The organism is Phenylobacterium sp. (genome assembly GCF_036963605.1).
Taxonomy (GTDB): domain Bacteria; phylum Pseudomonadota; class Alphaproteobacteria; order Caulobacterales; family Caulobacteraceae; genus Phenylobacterium.
The window spans coordinates 1-15550 of record NZ_JBALUY010000015.1 but is presented as its reverse complement, the minus strand read 5'-3'; the positions used below and the strand labels follow the sequence as shown (position 1 = coordinate 15550).

Below are 15550 nucleotides of genomic sequence, written 5' to 3'. Positions count from 1 at the left end.
GCGAGGGACGATCTAAGCCCTATGACCGTCGTCATCGACCATCTGGCCCGCCCGCGCCCCCGCCACCCCGAAAAGCAGGCGCGCCCCGACACGCCGCTGTTGCGCAAGCCGGAATGGCTGCGGGTGCGCGCGCCGGGTTCGGCCGGCTACGCCGCCACCCGCGAGGTGGTGAAGGCCCACGGCCTGGTCACCGTCTGCGAAGAGGCGGCCTGCCCTAATATCGGCGAGTGCTGGTCGCAGAGCCACGCCACCATGATGATCATGGGCGAGATCTGCACCCGGGCCTGCGCCTTCTGCAATGTCACCACCGGCAAGCCCGGCGCGCTGGATCCCACCGAGCCCGAACGCGTCGGCGACGCCGTCGCCAAGATGGGTCTGAAGCACGTGGTCATCACCTCGGTGGACCGCGACGACCTGGCCGATGGCGGCGCCTGGCACTTCGCCGAGGTGGTGCGCGCGATCCGCGCCGCGGCCCCGGGCGCGACGGTGGAGATCCTGACGCCGGACTTCCTGCGCAAGCCCTTGAGCGCGGTGGAGACGATCATCGACGCCCGTCCCGACGTCTTCAACCACAACCTGGAAACCGTGCCGCGGCTCTATCTCTCGATCCGCCCCGGCGCCCGCTACTACAACTCCCTGCGGCTGCTGGAGCGCGTCAAGGAACGCGATCCGGCCCAGTTCACCAAGTCCGGCCTGATGGTCGGCCTCGGCGAGAGCAAGGAGGAGGTCATGCAGGTGATGGACGACATGCGCTCGGCCGGCGTCGATTTCCTGACCATCGGCCAATACCTGCAGCCGACCCGCAAGCATGCGGCCATCGACCGTTATGTGACGCCCGAAGAGTTCGCCGGCTATGAGGAGATCGCCCGGGCCAAGGGCTTCCTGATGGTCTCGGCCAGTCCGCTCACCCGCTCATCGCACCATGCGGGCGAAGACTTCGCCAAGCTGCAGGCCGCCCGCCACGCTCAGGAAGCCCGTCTGGCCGCCCAGGCGTCGGTTCGGGCCTAGACCGTTCCTTGCGTCACCGCGTCACCAAAGTCCTGCCCTATGGGCCCGACCAGCTGTTCGCCCTGGTGGGTGATGTCGAGCGTTATCCGGAGTTCGTGCCCTGGATCACTGGCATGCGGACCTGGAACCAGCGTCCGGCCGGGGCGGGCGTCGACATGCTCGACGCCGAGGCCGCCGTGGGGTTTTCGTTTCTGAAGGAGAGGTTCTCCACCCGGGTGCGCCGCGACGCCAATAGCCGCACCATCCAGGTCGGCCTGATCTCCGGTCCGTTCAAGCGGCTGGAAAACCGCTGGCGGTTCCACGACGACGCCGCGGGGACGAAGATCGAGTTCGACATCGACTTCGAGTTCAAGTCCCGCCTGCTGGCGACCCTGCTGAGCGCCAACTTCCACCAGGCGGTGGACCGGCTGATCGGCTGCTTCGAAGCTCGCGCCGAGGTGCTGTATGGCCCGCCGGCCGCCTCGGCCGCTCCGCCAGCCTGAGCTCAGATCAGGCGTTCGCGCAGCATCTCCAGGGCGGCCTGGGCGGCGGCCTGCTGGATTTCGAACCGGGTTTCGAACTCGAACAACTCGGCCCGGTGGGTGAGGCCGTGGTTGGTCCGGGCCGTGGCGATATGGACCGTCCCCACCGGCTTCATCCGCGTGCCGCCGTCCGGCCCGGCGATGCCGGTGATGGCGACGGCCAGGTGGGCGTTGGAATTCTCCAGGGCGCCTTCAGCCATCATCCGCGCCACGGGCTCGGACACCGCGCCCAGGTCGGCGATGAGGTCGCCCGGCACCCCCAGCATTTCCTGTTTAGCGCGGTTGGAATAGGTGACGAAGCCTCGGTCCAGCACATCCGAAGCGCCGGGAATGGCGCAGATCGCGGCGCTGACCAGCCCGCCGGTGCAGCTCTCGGCGGTGACGATTCGCAGGGACTTCTGTCGCGCCTCGTCGATGAGCAGGCGGGCCAAGGTCTCGATTTCCAAGGAAAACATGGGCTCTCCGACGCAAGTTCAGTAAGGCGCTAGGCGCCGGGCGGCCCAGACCACACCATCGGCGACCATGATCTTACAAGCCGAATCGGCGCGATGAGCCTGTCTGCGCCTCAGCCCCGGGCCGTCCCCGCTGTTGCGCCGGCCTTGTTCGGCGTGACTGTCTTTGCCAGCGCGACCCTGGTTTTCATGGTTCAGCCCATGGCCGCCAAGCTGCTCCTGCCGCTCATGGGCGGAACACCGGCGGTGTGGAACACCAGCATGGCCTTCTTCCAGACCGCCCTGCTGCTCGGCTACGCCTATGCCCACCTGTTGCAGAAGGTCGCCTCTGTCCGCCGCCAGGTGTTGATCCATGGGGGCGCCTTGCTGCTGGCCGCCCTGGTCCTGCCGCTGCGGGTCCATGAGGTGCTGGGCCCGCCCACCTCGGACCATCCGGCGCTCTGGCTGCTCGGCGCGCTCGCGCTGATGGTCGGCGCGCCCTTTGCGGTGCTGTCGGCCACCGCGCCCCTGGCCCAGGCCTGGCATGCGCGCATCTATCGCGAGGGTGAGGGGCGGGGGCCCTACGTCCTCTATGCCGCGAGCAATCTCGGCAGCCTGATCGCTCTGCTGGCCTATCCCATCGCGGTGGAGCCGGCCCTGGCCGTCCAGGCGCAGACCTTCATCTGGAGCCTGGGCTATGGGGGCTTCGCCGTCCTGATGGCGTGCCTGGGCCTGATGGTCGCGCGCATGCCGAGCCAGTCAGCGCCAGCATCGGCGGGCTTGGTCGAGGGGCTGGCGACGGCTGCGGACCCGATTTGGCGAACCCGCCTGATCTGGATCGGCCTGGCCGCTATTCCGTCCAGCCTGATGCTCGGGGTCACCACCCACATCACCACCGATGTGGCCTCCGCGCCTTTCATCTGGGTCGTGCCGCTCGCCCTCTATCTGCTGACCTTCGTCATCGCCTTCCAGGACCGGCCGCTCATTTCCCGGGACGTCGCTCTTGTGGTCCATGCCGCAGCCCTGGCGGCCTGCGCCGTCGTCCTGCCGTTTCACACCACCAACCTGGTGCTCCTGCTGGCCATCCATCTGGCGGCCTTCTTCTTCACCGCCCTGGTCTGCCATCAGGCCCTGGTGGCGCGACGCCCGCCGCCGGCGCGGCTCACGGAATTCTATCTCTGCCTCTCCATCGGCGGCGTTCTGGGTGGGGCGTTCAACGCCTTCCTGGCCCCGGTGATCTTCACCAATGTCTGGGAATATCCCCTGGTCCTGGCCCTGGGCGTCCTGGCGCGACCCTGGGAAATGGCGACGGACAAGCCCTGGCGCTGGGGCCTCTTCGCCATCGCCGTCGTTGCGGTCATCGTCGCCCCGGTGCTGGCCGGCCTCTACGCGGGGAGCGAGTCTGTCGTCCGCATCCTGCTGGGGGTCGTGGTGGTCGCCGCCTTCCTCATCCGGCGGAGCATGGTGCTGTTCCTGGCGGTCATCGTCATGCTGCTGATCTGCGCCCAGATGGTCGGCGACCGGGTCGATGTGCGCCAGCAATGGCGCAGCTTCTTCGGCGTGGCGCGCCAGTCGGTCATGCCGGTGGAAGCCCTGGGCGGCGAGGTCCGGATGCTGGCCCATGGCACGACCCTGCACGGGGCCCAAGCCACGTCGCCCGAACATCGCTGCCGTCCCATCGTCTACTATGCGCCTGAGACGCCCATCGGTCAGGTCTTCGCCGCCAGGCGCGCCGAAAAGGCCAGCCTGAACATCGGCGCCGTCGGCCTGGGGACCGGAACGGTGGCGGCCTATGTGCGGGCCGAAGACCGGATGACCTTCTTCGAGATCGATCCGATGATGGTCGCCATCGCCACCGATCCGGCCTATTTCAGCTATACGACGGACTGCGCCAAGGGGCCGATCGACTATGTGATCGGCGACGCCCGCTTGACCCTGCAGGACCAGCCGGAGGGCCGGTTCGACCTGCTTCTGCTCGACGCCTTCTCATCGGACGCTGTGCCCGCCCACCTGCTGACCGTGGAGGCCGTGCGGATGTATCTGGCGCGGCTGAAGCCCGACGGCGTGTTGATCATGCACCTCTCCAACCGGAACCTGGACCTGATCTCGCCGGCCATGGCGGTGGTCGAGGCGGCCGGCGGGGTCGGCCTGCTGCAGAGGCACGCGCCGGCCTATGGCAGCCCGCCGCTCTGGGAGTCGGCCGAGGATGTGGTGATCGTCGCCCGGTCGGAAGACGCCCTCGCGCCCTATGAGAATGACGTCCGCTGGGACCCCATCGATCCCACCCTGGCCGCGCCCTGGACCGACGCCTACACCAACCTGCCCGGGGCGGTGTATGCGCGGATGAAGGAAATCTGGGCCTGGCTTCCCTGACGCCCGGCTAGCGTGGGGTCTCTACCGTCGCCATGGCCTGGGCGGCCAGACCTTCCTGGCGGCCGGTGAACCCCATGCCTTCAGTGGTGGTGGCCTTCACGCTGATCCGGTCTTCACGGAGGCCAAGGATCTCGGCCAGACGGGCGCGCATGGCGTCGCGGTGCGGCCGGATCTTAGGCCGTTCGCAGATCAGGGTGACGTCCACATTGACGATCTCGCCGCCACGGCTCCGCACCAGTTGGGCGGCGTGGGCCAGGAATTGGTCGGAGGACGCGCCCCGCCACTGGGGATCGGTGGGGGGGAAATGCTCGCCGATATCGCCGGCGCCGATGGCGCCCAGCAGGGCGTCGGTCAGAGCGTGGAGGCCGGCGTCGGCGTCGGAATGACCGACCAGGGTCTGATCGTGATCGATCCGCACGCCACAGAGCCAAACCGCATCGCCTGGCCCCCAGCGGTGGGCGTCGAACCCCTGGCCGGTGCGAACCAGGCGGGCGCCGGCGGCGAGTCGTTCGGCCATGGCGAAGTCCTCCGGATAGGTCAGCTTGAACAGCAGCGGGTCGCCTGGGCAGATCGCCACCGAGCCGCCGGCGGCGGTCACCACCTGAGCGTCGTCCGTAGGCTCCTGGTCGGCCGGCCAGGCGGCATAGGCGGCGGCGAGCTGGTCGTGGGGGAAGGCCTGGGGGGTCTGGGCGCGCCACAGCCCTTCGCGGGACGGGGTTTCAAGGACGGGGCCGGCCTGCCGCTTGAGGGTGTCGGCCAGGGGCAGGGCGAGGAGCGCTCCATCGGCTTGGGCGAGGGCGTGGAGCGCCTGCGACACATGGTCCTGGGTAAGGAAGGGCCGGGCCGCGTCGTGAACGAGGACGGGCTGATCCCGCCGAGGCGGCGTCAGGGCCGCGATGGCGGCCCTTACCGAGGCTGACCGGGTCGCCCCGCCCTCGACCAGGGTGATGTTGGGTAGATCGCATAGCGCCGCCTTGGCGGTATCGATCATATCGGGGGCGACGGCTACGGCGATCTCGTCGGCGCCGGCGGCCAGCAGGGCCTCCACCGACCAGCGGGCGATGGCCCGGCCGCCCAGATTACGCCAGGCCTTGGGTGTCCCTGCGCCCGCGCGAGTCCCGCTTCCCGCGGCGACGACTATGGCCGAAAAGCTCATGCGGCGTGTTTAGGGCGCCAAGGCCTGTTGTCCAGGCTTTACGGCGCCGCACAAATTGCCTAAAAAGGCAGCGGTAAGGGTGATCATAAAATGAGCAATAAGCTCAAGGTCGGGGAAATAGAGGTTGGTGGGCGCGTCTGGATCGCCCCCATGACCGGCGTGTCCGATCTTCCATTTCGTCGTGCGGCCAGCCGCCTGGGCGCGCCTTACGTGGCCACGGAGATGGTCGCGTCGGACGAATTCGCCCGTGGCCGGCCCGACGTGGTCCGCCGCGCCGCCGTCGGCGAAGGCCTCCCCCTGATGGTGGTTCAACTGGTCGGGCGAGACCCGGCGACCATGGCGCAGGGCGCCCGCCTGGCAGCCAAGGCCGGGGCAGAGATCATCGACATCAATTTCGGATGCCCGGCCCGCGAAGTGACCGGCGTCGCCTGCGGTTCGGCCCTGATGCGCGAGCCGGATTTGGCGGAGTCCATTGTGGCTTCGGTGGCCCAGGCGGTTGACGTGCCCGTCACCGTCAAGATGCGCCTGGGCTGGGACGCCGCCACTCTCAACGCCCCGGAGCTCGCCGCGCGATGCGTCGGTGTCGGCGCCCGAGCGGTCACAGTCCATGGCCGCACCCGCAGCCAGTTCTACAAGGGCGCGGCAGACTGGGCCGCCGTCGCCAGGGTCAAGGCCGCCGTGGACGTGCCGGTCATCGTCAATGGCGACATCATCGATGGCGAGACCGCCCGCCAGGCCCTGGCGCTCTCCGGCGCCGACGGCGTCATGGTGGGACGCGGCGTCTACGGCCGGCCTTGGATCGCCGCCGAGATCGAGGCCGCCCTGGCTGGACAGGCCTTCGAGGGGCCTGACGCCTCCACGAGGCTTGGCATCGTCCTCGCCCATTTCGAGGACGCCTTGGACTTCTATGGCGGACGCCTGGGCCTGCGGATCTTCCGCAAGCATCTGGCCGCCTACATCGATAACGCGCCTTGGCCCATGCAGGCCGAGGCCAGGCGGGCCGCCCGTTCGCGACTCTGTCGTCTGGAGGATCCGTCGGAGGTGAAATCTGAACTGGCTGCGCTCTGGCGCGGCCCAGAGGCGAGGTTGGCCGCATGACGAGCCGGACCAAGACGACATCCAGCAGCGCAGAGCTTTCGGCGCTCAAATCCGCCGCCTTCGACCTGAGCCCGGAACCGGCCATGGTCATTGATCGCGACGGCGCGCTCATCGCCGTCAACGAGGCCGCAGAAGCCCTGTTTGGACAGGGCCTGGGCCTGCTGGCGCGCGGCCGTTTCCGCGCCGCCCTGCCGCCGGGCTCGCCCCTGGTCGAACTGCTCAATCGCGCCCTCGAGGAGGGCGGAGCGGTGCGCGAGCGGGGCATCGGCATGAACCTCTTTGGCCTTCCGCCGTTCGAGGCCGACGGCGCGGCTGCGCCGCTCGGCGACGGCTCGGTCCTGCTGACCCTGCAGGTCAAGGGCGGGGTCTTTTCGGAGTTCGCCGGCGATGTGGCGGGGCTGCGCTCGATCATGGGCCTGGGCCGCATGCTGGCCCACGAGATCAAGAATCCCCTGGCCGGCATCCGCGGCGCCGCCCAGCTGCTGAAGGCCGGCGCCAAGGCCGAGGACGTGCCCCTGGCCCAGCTGATCGTCGATGAGACCGATCGCGTGAAGCGCCTGGTGGACCGTATGGAGGTGTTCGCCGACGATGCGCCGCCGTCCCGCAATCCGGTCAACATTCATGAGGTGCTCGACCGCGTGCGCGCCCTCGCGGTCAACGGCGTGGCCGACGGCCTGTTGCTGCGAGAGCAGTATGACCCCTCCCTGCCCTCGACCCCGGGGGACGAGGATCAGCTCATCCAGGTCTTCCTGAACCTGGTGAAGAACGCCTCGGAAGCCGCCCATGCCCGCGGCGACGGCCGCGGGGAGGTGCTGATCACCACCGCCTACCGTCATGGGGTGCGGGTTCGCTCCGCCAAGGACCGCCAGCTGCGCGGCACCCCCCTGGAGGTGCGGATCCAGGACAATGGGCCCGGCGTGCCCTCGCACCTGCGCGAGAGCCTCTTTCAACCCTTCATCACCACCAAGCCGAACGGTGCGGGTCTTGGCCTCGCGCTAGTCTCCAAGCTGGTGGCCGGCCATGGCGGCCTGATCGACTTCGAGTCTGAACCTGGGCGGACAGTTTTCCGCGTGTTGCTTCCCATTGTGACCGAAAAGGACGTCTCGGCATGAGCGCCGCAGGTAAGAAGATCCTCATTGCGGATGACGATTCCTCCATCCGACTTGTCCTGTCCCAGTCCTTCACCCGCCTGGGCTATCAGGTGCGCGCCACCGGCAACGCCTCGACCCTGCTGAAGTGGGTGTCGGAAGGCGAGGGCGACCTGGTCATCACCGATGTGATGATGCCCGATGAAAACGTGTTCGACGTGCTGCCGCGCATCCGCAAGGAGCGCCCCAAGCTGCCGGTCATCGTGATGAGCGCGCAGAACACGCTCTTGACCGCCGTCAACGCCGCCGAGATCGGCGCCTTCGACTATGTGCCCAAGCCCTTCGACCTGGACGACATGACCGCGGTGGCCCGCCGGGCCCTGTCGCGCCCCGCCGACGCCGAAGCCTCCCGCGCCCAGGCCCGGGCCATGCGCGACGAGCGCCTGCCGCTGATCGGCCGCTCGACGCCGATGCAGGAGGTCTATCGCACCATCGCCCGCCTAGTCGGCGCCGACCTGACCGTGCTGATCCTCGGCGAGTCCGGGACGGGCAAGGAGCTGGTGGCCCGCGCCCTGCACGACATGGGCCGTCGCAAGGACGGCAAGTTCGTGGTGATCAACCTGGCGGCGACCCCGCGAGAGCGTGTCGAGGCCGAGCTGTTCGGCCGCGTCGACACCGAGAGCGACAGCGGCAAGCTGGTGGAGGCTGACGGCGGGACCCTGTTCCTGGACGAGATCGGCGACATGCCCCTGGACGCCCAGACGCGTCTGCTGCGTGTGATCGACGGTTCCGAGCCGGCCCTGAACCCCAAGACCGGCCGCCGTCCCAATGCCCGCCTCATCGCCGCCACCAATCGCGACCTTCGCGGCCTGATCCAGCAGGGCCTGTTCCGGGAGGATCTCTATTTCCGCCTGAATGTGGCGCCGATCCGGCTGCCGCCGCTGCGCGACCGCACCGAGGATATTCCTGATCTCGCGCGCTCGTTCCTGCTGCGCGCCAATCGCGAGGGGCTGCCGTCCAAGACCATCGACCAGGCCGCACTGGAGCGGCTGAAGCTTCATGCCTGGCCGGGCAATGTCCGGGAGCTGGAGAATCTGGTCCGTCGAATCTGCGCCCTCTACGCCGAGGAACTGATCACAGCGCGCATCGTGGAAAAGGAGCTGGTGGACCAGCAGCCCAGCCAGCCGGGGCAGGAGGGGCCCCTGACTCTGGCCCAGCTCGTAGAGCGCCACCTGGGGGGCTATTTCGCCGAGCAGCCTGACGGCGTGCCCCCAGCCGGTCTCTATGACCGGGTGCTGGAGGAGGTCGAGCGCCCGCTGATCCAACTCACCCTGGCGGCCACTCGGGGCAATCAGGTGAGGGCCGCCGAAATCCTCGGCCTCAACCGCAACACCCTGCGCAAGAAGATCCAGGATTTGGGCGTCGATCTGACCCGTGGTCGGCGTTGATGGGCGGCGAGCGAGGACCTGCGGACAACCTGGCGTAATCTGGCAACATGAGTGTTGAGTTCTAGACACAGTTGCGCCTAGGCTCACTCGCATGGCGTCGTCGACTCTGACATCGGGAGCGTCCAGTGCGCCCGCCAGACTCTGGCGGGCGCTGCAGTCCCGCTATGCCCTGGGCGGCGGCTATATCCTGGCTGCGATCCTGACCGCCGTGGCCATTCTGCTGGCCGCCTCGCCGCCGGAGGCGGGGCCCCTGCGGCCGGCCTCCACGACTATCCTGACGGTCCTCAGCCTGAACCTGGTGCTGATCCTGGTTCTGGCCGCCCTGGTCGGCTTTCGCCTGCTGGCCTTGCTGGACGCCCGCTCGGTGGACGCCGGCGCGCGCCTGCATCTGCGCTTCGTCACCCTGTTCGCACTGGCCGCCGTCGCCCCGGCCGTGGTCGTGGCCCTGTTCTACGGGGTGTTGGTCAACCGCGGGGTCGACAACTGGTTCAGCGAGCGGGTCCAGACGGTGGTCGAGAACTCGGCCACGGTGGCGCGCTCCTATGTGGAAGACCAGAAGCGCTATATCGGCGAGCACGTGTCGCTGATGTCGGTGGACCTCAACCGCGCGGCCCCGGCCCTGGGCGCCACGCCGGTGACCTTCAGTCACTTCCTGGCGCTGCAGTCGGCCTATCATGGATTTCCCGCCGCCTACCTCATCGACCGCGAGGGGCGGGTGCTGGCGCGGACGGAAGCGCCGGATGCGCCGCCCTACATGGTGCCACCGGAGTCGAGCTTCCAGGCGGCCGATGAGGGCGATATCTCGGTTCCCGCCTTCGATTCCGCCGACCTGATGCGCGCCCTCTACCGGCTGAACTCCTATCCGGACGCCTATCTCTACGTCACCCGTCCCGTGGAGTCGGGGATCATCAACCACCTGATCGAGGCCGAAGGTTCTCTGATCTCCTACCGCGAGGCGGCCCAGAGCCGGGCGCGGATTCAGGCCGTCTTCGCGCTCTCCTATGTGGAGACCGCGCTCCTGGTCCTGGTGGGGGCGGTGTGGCTGGGCATGTCGGCGGCCAACGCCATCTCCGGCCCCGTAGCGCGGCTGGTCCAGGCCGCGGGCCGGGTGGCCGGCGGCGATCTCGACGCCCGGGTCGATGCGGATAACGATCCGGAAGAGATCGCGGTGTTATCTCGTGCTTTCAACAGTATGACCCATGATCTTCAGGCGCAACAGGAAGCGTTGAAGCGGGCGGGCGATGAGGCGGAGCGTCGGCGTGAGTTCATCGAGACCGTGCTGTCTGAGGTCAGCGCCGGGGTGATCGGCCTGGACGAGGGCGGTCGCATCTCGGCGGTGAACCGCCAGGCCGCCCATCTGCTGGAGCTGCCGGAAGAGATTGGCGAGGGGCAGACCCTGGCCGATCTGGCGCCCGAACTCGGCCCGGTGGCGGCCCAGGCTGCCGTGTCCGGCGAAGCCGAGGTCGAGGTGGACATCCAGCGTGATCGCGAAAATCACCGCCTGCGGGTCCGGGCCAGCCGGGGCGACAGCGGGCTCGTCCTGACCTTCGACGACATCACCCGCCTGGTGGCCGCCCAGCGCAACGCCGCCTGGAAGGACGTCGCCCGCCGCATCGCCCATGAGATCAAGAACCCGCTGACGCCGATCCAGCTGTCGGCCGAACGGATCCGGCGCAAGTTCCGCAAGAACGTGCCGATCGATGACCTGGAGACCTTCGACCGCTGCACCGACACCATTGTGCGCCAGGTGGGCGACATCGGTCGGATGGTCGATGAGTTCTCCGCCTTTGCCCGCATGCCCGCCCCGCGGTTCTCGCCGCAGGATCTGGCCGAGCTGGTGCGCGCCCAGGTGTTCTCGCAGCGCGTGGCCAATCCGGACATCGAGATCGAGCTCAAGGAGCCGCTGCCGGAAGCCTCGGCCATGGCCGACGGCCGCATGCTGGCCCAGGCCCTGACCAACATCCTGAAGAACGCCGCCGAGGCTGTGCACGCTCGTCTGGAGTCGACGCCCAAGCCGGCCGGACGCATCCGGGTGCGCATGGGCCTGGCCGACGATCTCGTCACCATCGAGGTCGAGGACAATGGCGTGGGCCTGCCCGAAAAGGACCGCGATCGGTTGACCGAGCCCTATGTGACGACGCGCGAAAAGGGCACGGGCCTGGGCCTGGCCATCGTCAAGCGCATCCTGGAGGACCACGGCGGCGAGCTGGTCCTGGCCGATGCGACGCGGGGACGCGGCGCGAGGGCCATTCTGCAACTCCCGGCCGGAGGGCGCGCGTCTGGCGCGCGCCCGGCCTCCGAAATGATGCTCGAAGGAGAGTCCCATGGCGGCTGACGTTCTGGTGGTGGACGACGAGGCCGACATCCGCGATCTGGTCGCAGGAATCCTGGCTGACGAGGGCTATGAGGTGCGCACCGCCTCGGACTCCGAGTCCGCCCTGGCGGCGGTGCGGGCGAGGCGGCCCTCACTGTTGATCCTGGACATCTGGATGCAGGGCGGCGGCATGGACGGGCTGGAGCTGCTCGACCTGATCAAGTCCCTCGATCCCGACCTGCCCGTGGTGATGATCTCGGGCCACGGCAATATCGAGACCGCCGTCAGCGCCATCAAGCGCGGCGCCTACGACTTCCTGGAGAAGCCGTTCAAGTCCGACCGGCTGCTGCTGGTGGTGGAACGCGCCCTTGAGGCGGCCAATCTGCGCCGGGAAAACCGCCGTCTTCGGACCCAGGCCATCATGCCCGAAGGGCTGATCGGCAAGTCCATGCCAGCCCAGCACCTGCGCCAGATGATCGCCAAGCTGGCCGCCGCCAACAGCCGCGTGCTGATCGCCGGTCCTCCGGGTTCGGGCAAGGAGACCGTGGCGCGGCTGATCCATTCCGGCAGTCCGCGGGCCAAGGGCGAGTTCGTGGCCATCAGTGCGGCGGGCATGACGCCTGAGCGCATGGACGTGGAGCTGTTCGGCGTTGAGGGCGAGGGGGGGCATCCCGGCAAGATCGGCGTGTTCGAGCGCGCCCATGCCGGCACCCTCTATCTCGACGAGGTTGCCGACATGCCCCGGGAAACCCAGAGCCGCATCCTGCGGGTGCTGGTCGAACAGCGGTTCCGGCGGGTGAACGGCGACGCCGACGTGCAGGTCGATGTGCGGGTGATCTCGTCCACCTCGAGGAACCTGCGTGAAGAGATCGCCGAAGGCCGCTTCCGCGAAGACCTGTTCCATCGCCTGAACGTGGTGCCCGTGGCCGTGCCGGGCGTCTCGGAGCGTCGCGAGGACATCCCCGAACTGGTGGAGAACTTCATCGAGCGGATCTGCGAAGCCAGCGGCATGCCTCGGCGCATCCTGGCCGAGGACGCCATCGCGTCCCTGCAGGTCCGCCCGTGGCCCGGCAATCTGCGGCAGCTGCGCAATGTGGTGGAGCGGATGCTGATCCTCAGCTCCGGCGATCCGGCCGAGCCGATCACCGCCGAGATGGTGCCCTCGGACGCCCCGCCCGGCGATGGCGGAGGCCTGATGGGGGCCGACAAGATCATCGCCCTGCCGCTGCGCGAGGCCCGCGAGACCTTCGAGCGGGAGTATCTCAGCGCCCAGATGATGCGGTTCTCCGGCAATATCTCGCGCACGGCGGCCTTCATCGGCATGGAGCGCTCGGCCCTTCACCGCAAACTCAAGTCCCTGGGTCTTTCCGGGGCCCGCGCGCTCGAGGAGGGCGTCGAATAGTCATGGGGCGTATCGCCTATGTGAACGGTCGCTATGGCCCCCATTCCGAAGCCGCGGTCCATATCGAGGACCGGGGCTATCAGCTGGCCGACGCCGTCTATGAGGTCTGGTCGGTGTTCGACGGCAAGCTCGCCGACGCCGAGGGCCACTTCGCGCGGCTGAAGCGCAGCCTGGGCGAACTGCGGATTCCTGAGCCCATGTCGCGCGCGGCCCTGACGATCGTGCTGCGCGAGGTCCTGCGCCGGAACAAGGTGCGCGAAGGCTTGATCTATCTGCAGATCAGCCGCGGCGTCGCGCCCCGCGACCACGCCTTTCCCGACCATTCTCTGCGCCCGGCCGTGGTGATCACCGCCAAGTCCCTGGACCGGGCGGCGAGCGAGGCCAAGGCGGCGCTGGGGGTCTCGGTGATCACCACCCCGGAGAACCGCTGGGGCCGTTGCGACATCAAGACCGTCGGCCTGTTGCCCAATGTCCTGGCCCGCCAGGCGGCCAGGGAGCAGGGGGCGGCCGAAGCCCTGTTCGTCGACGAGGCGGGGCTCATCACCGAGGGCGCCTCGGCCAACGCCTGGATTCTCGATCAGGCCGGCGTGCTGCGCACCCGCGACACCGGCGCCAACATCCTGCGCGGCGTCACCCGCCACACCCTGCTCGACGTGATCGCCCAGGCGCAGCTGAAGGTCGAAGAGCGCCCGTTCACGCCCCAGGAGATGGCCGACGCCAAGGAGGCCTTCATCACCGGCGCCGGCTCTCTCGTCCTGCCTGTGGTGAAGATCGACGGCCAGCCGATCGGCGATGGGGAGCCGGGGCCGGTGGCGAAGCGCCTGCGGAGCCTCTATATCGAACGGGCGAAGCAGACCGCCCTCTGAAGGGGCCGACCGTGATTGCACGGCGGCTCTGGGTTGGACTAGCTTGCCTTATGTGTGTGGGGGCGCGTGGCCCCTCAATCGGAGAAAAGGGCGAAAAGCCATGAGCGAAAAAAAGCAGAACCTGCAGGACACCTTCCTCAACAGCGTCCGCAAGGCCAAGACCCCCCTGACCATCTTCCTCGTCAACGGCGTCAAGCTGCAGGGCGTGGTCAGCTGGTTCGACAATTTCTGCGTGCTCCTGCGCCGCGACGGCCAGTCTCAGCTGGTCTACAAACACGCCATCTCCACCATTATGCCGGCCCAGCCCGTCCAGCTGTATGAGCCGGCGGAAGACGAGACCGATTGAGTTCCCCATCCATCGACCATGAGACGCCCGTCCAGGGCGCGCTCATCATCCATCCCGAACGTGAAGGCCGCGGCGGCGCCCGGTCCTCCCAGGCGCGCCTCGACGAGGCTGCGGGCCTGGCGCTTGCCCTCGACCTCGAGATCCGCCGCGGGATGGTGGCGCCTGTGCGCAAGCGCATGCCCGCCACCCTCTTCGGCAAGGGCAAGGTGGCTGAGATCGGTGAGCTCTGCGAAGAGCTAGAGATCGACGTGGCGGTCGTCGACGACGCCCTGACCCCGGTGCAGCAGCGCAACCTGGAAAAGGCATGGAAGGTGAAGGTCATCGACCGCACCGGCCTGATCCTTGAGATTTTCGCCCGGCGTGCCCGCACGCGGGAAGGGCGACTGCAGGTGGAACTGGCCCGGCTCTCCTATGAGCGCTCGCGCCTGGTCCGAACCTGGACCCACCTGGAGCGCCAGCGCGGCGGCTTCGGCGTCATGGGCGGTCCCGGCGAAACCCAGATCGAGACCGACCGCCGCCTGCTGGCCGAGAAGATCGGCCGGCTGAAGAAGGAACTGGTGGAGGTTCGCCGCACCCGCACCCTGCAGCGCTCGGCCCGCAAGCGCCGGCCCTATCCGGTGGTGGCCCTGGTCGGCTACACCAATGCTGGCAAGTCGACCCTGTTCAATCGCCTGACCAATTCCGAGGTCATGGCCGAGGACATGCTGTTCGCCACCCTCGACCCGACCCTTCGGATGCTGAACCTGCCCGATGGCCGGCCGGCGATCCTATCGGACACCGTGGGCTTCATCTCCGACCTGCCCCACGAACTGGTGGAGGCCTTCCGGGCCACCCTGGAGGAGGTCAAGGAAGCCGATGTCATCCTGCATGTCCGGGACATCGCCAGCCCCGAGAGCGCGGCCGAGGCGGCCGACGTCCGTGAGGTGCTCGAACGTCTCGGCGTCGATATGGACGAGCGCCGGGTGCTGGAGGTCTGGAACAAGATCGACCTGACCGACGCCGAAGACCGGCCGATAATCGAGGGCGATGCGCGGCGCGCCCACCCGCCGGCCCTGCTGGTCTCGGCGGTGACGGGGGAGGGGGTTGAGCCCCTGCTGCTGGCGGTGGCCGGCCTGGTCGACGAGTCCCCCGCGGTCGAGGCTCATCTGCCGGCCGGCGAAGGCGCCGCCATCGCCTGGCTCTATCAGAATGGCCGGGTGATCGATCGCCACACCGAAGATGATGGCGCCGTGCGAATGGCGGTTCGGCTGACCCCCAAGGCCCTGGGGCAGTTCGAGCAGTTGTTTCCCCGGATAGACCTCGGCGCCGTTTCGCTCGGCGACGACGAAGCCTAGGCTCGCTCGGCCACCTTGGCGGCGTCCCACAGGGCGTCCATCTCGGCCAGATCGGACTCCTCGGCCGTCCGGCCGCGCTCGGCCAAGGCGGCTTCGATGAACTGGAAGCGGCGGGCGAACTTGGCGTTGGTGGCGCGCAGGGCGTCCTCCGGCTCGATGTCCAGC

Annotated in this window: 13 protein-coding genes and 1 pseudogene; 11 read left to right on the top strand and 3 right to left on the bottom strand. The window is 68.4% G+C overall.

Annotation, left to right across the window (positions count from 1 at the left end):
• Window positions 1-21: 21 nt before the first annotated feature.
• Window positions 22-1008 (top strand): lipoyl synthase, encoded by a 987-nt coding sequence (gene lipA / locus V7702_RS04590; protein ID WP_335648962.1) that lies wholly within the window; start codon window positions 22-24, stop codon window positions 1006-1008.
• A gap of 8 nt (window positions 1009-1016) precedes the next feature.
• Window positions 1017-1490, top strand: a complete 474-nt coding sequence (locus V7702_RS04585) for a type II toxin-antitoxin system RatA family toxin (protein ID WP_335648961.1) — start codon at window positions 1017-1019, stop codon at window positions 1488-1490.
• 2 nt (window positions 1491-1492) lie between these two features.
• Here the strand turns inward: V7702_RS04585 and V7702_RS04580 are convergent, their stop codons facing one another.
• Window positions 1493-1984 carry a CinA family protein gene (locus V7702_RS04580; RefSeq protein WP_335648960.1) on the bottom strand — a complete coding sequence of 164 codons (492 nt, stop codon included), beginning with the start codon at window positions 1982-1984 and terminating at the stop codon, window positions 1493-1495.
• A 198-nt stretch (window positions 1985-2182) separates the two neighbouring features.
• Between V7702_RS04580 and V7702_RS04575 the strand changes: the two genes are divergently transcribed.
• Window positions 2183-4333, top strand: a complete 2151-nt coding sequence (locus V7702_RS04575; RefSeq protein ID WP_335648959.1) for a spermidine synthase — start codon at window positions 2183-2185, stop codon at window positions 4331-4333.
• 7 nt (window positions 4334-4340) lie between these two features.
• Here the strand turns inward: V7702_RS04575 and V7702_RS04570 are convergent, their stop codons facing one another.
• Window positions 4341-5489, bottom strand: a complete 1149-nt coding sequence (locus V7702_RS04570; RefSeq protein WP_335648958.1) for a bifunctional 2-C-methyl-D-erythritol 4-phosphate cytidylyltransferase/2-C-methyl-D-erythritol 2,4-cyclodiphosphate synthase — start codon at window positions 5487-5489, stop codon at window positions 4341-4343.
• A gap of 90 nt (window positions 5490-5579) precedes the next feature.
• Between V7702_RS04570 and dusB the strand changes: the two genes are divergently transcribed.
• The 8 genes from dusB (at window position 5580) to hflX (ending at window position 15385) form a co-directional block, all read left to right on the top strand.
• A complete protein-coding gene (dusB, locus tag V7702_RS04565; protein WP_335648957.1) occupies window positions 5580-6587 on the top strand; it encodes a tRNA dihydrouridine synthase DusB in 1008 nt (335 codons plus the stop codon).
• Complete coding sequence (locus V7702_RS04560) at window positions 6584-7699, top strand: two-component system sensor histidine kinase NtrB (protein ID WP_335648956.1); 1116 nt, start codon at window positions 6584-6586, stop codon at window positions 7697-7699. Before dusB ends, V7702_RS04560 begins: the two co-directional genes overlap by 4 nt.
• Complete coding sequence (locus V7702_RS04555) at window positions 7696-9123, top strand: sigma 54-interacting transcriptional regulator (protein ID WP_335648955.1); 1428 nt, start codon at window positions 7696-7698, stop codon at window positions 9121-9123. The genes V7702_RS04560 and V7702_RS04555 overlap by 4 nt, the downstream gene beginning before the upstream one ends.
• A gap of 91 nt (window positions 9124-9214) precedes the next feature.
• A complete protein-coding gene (locus V7702_RS04550) occupies window positions 9215-11458 on the top strand; it encodes a sensor histidine kinase NtrY-like (protein ID WP_335648954.1) in 2244 nt (747 codons plus the stop codon).
• Window positions 11448-12839 carry a nitrogen assimilation response regulator NtrX gene (gene ntrX / locus V7702_RS04545; protein ID WP_335648953.1) on the top strand — a complete coding sequence of 464 codons (1392 nt, stop codon included), beginning with the start codon at window positions 11448-11450 and terminating at the stop codon, window positions 12837-12839. The genes V7702_RS04550 and ntrX overlap by 11 nt, the downstream gene beginning before the upstream one ends.
• A gap of 2 nt (window positions 12840-12841) precedes the next feature.
• Window positions 12842-13705, top strand: coding sequence for a D-amino-acid transaminase (locus V7702_RS04540; protein WP_335648952.1), 864 nt, complete (start codon window positions 12842-12844; stop codon window positions 13703-13705).
• 100 nt (window positions 13706-13805) lie between these two features.
• Window positions 13806-14051 (top strand): RNA chaperone Hfq, encoded by a 246-nt coding sequence (gene hfq, locus V7702_RS04535; protein ID WP_293318910.1) that lies wholly within the window; start codon window positions 13806-13808, stop codon window positions 14049-14051.
• A complete protein-coding gene (gene hflX / locus V7702_RS04530; RefSeq protein WP_335648951.1) occupies window positions 14048-15385 on the top strand; it encodes a GTPase HflX in 1338 nt (445 codons plus the stop codon). Before hfq ends, hflX begins: the two co-directional genes overlap by 4 nt.
• Here the strand turns inward: hflX and V7702_RS04525 are convergent.
• Window positions 15382-15550, bottom strand: a pseudogene (locus V7702_RS04525) (nucleoside triphosphate pyrophosphohydrolase); the annotation flags it as partial. The gene hflX and the pseudogene V7702_RS04525 overlap by 4 nt on opposite strands.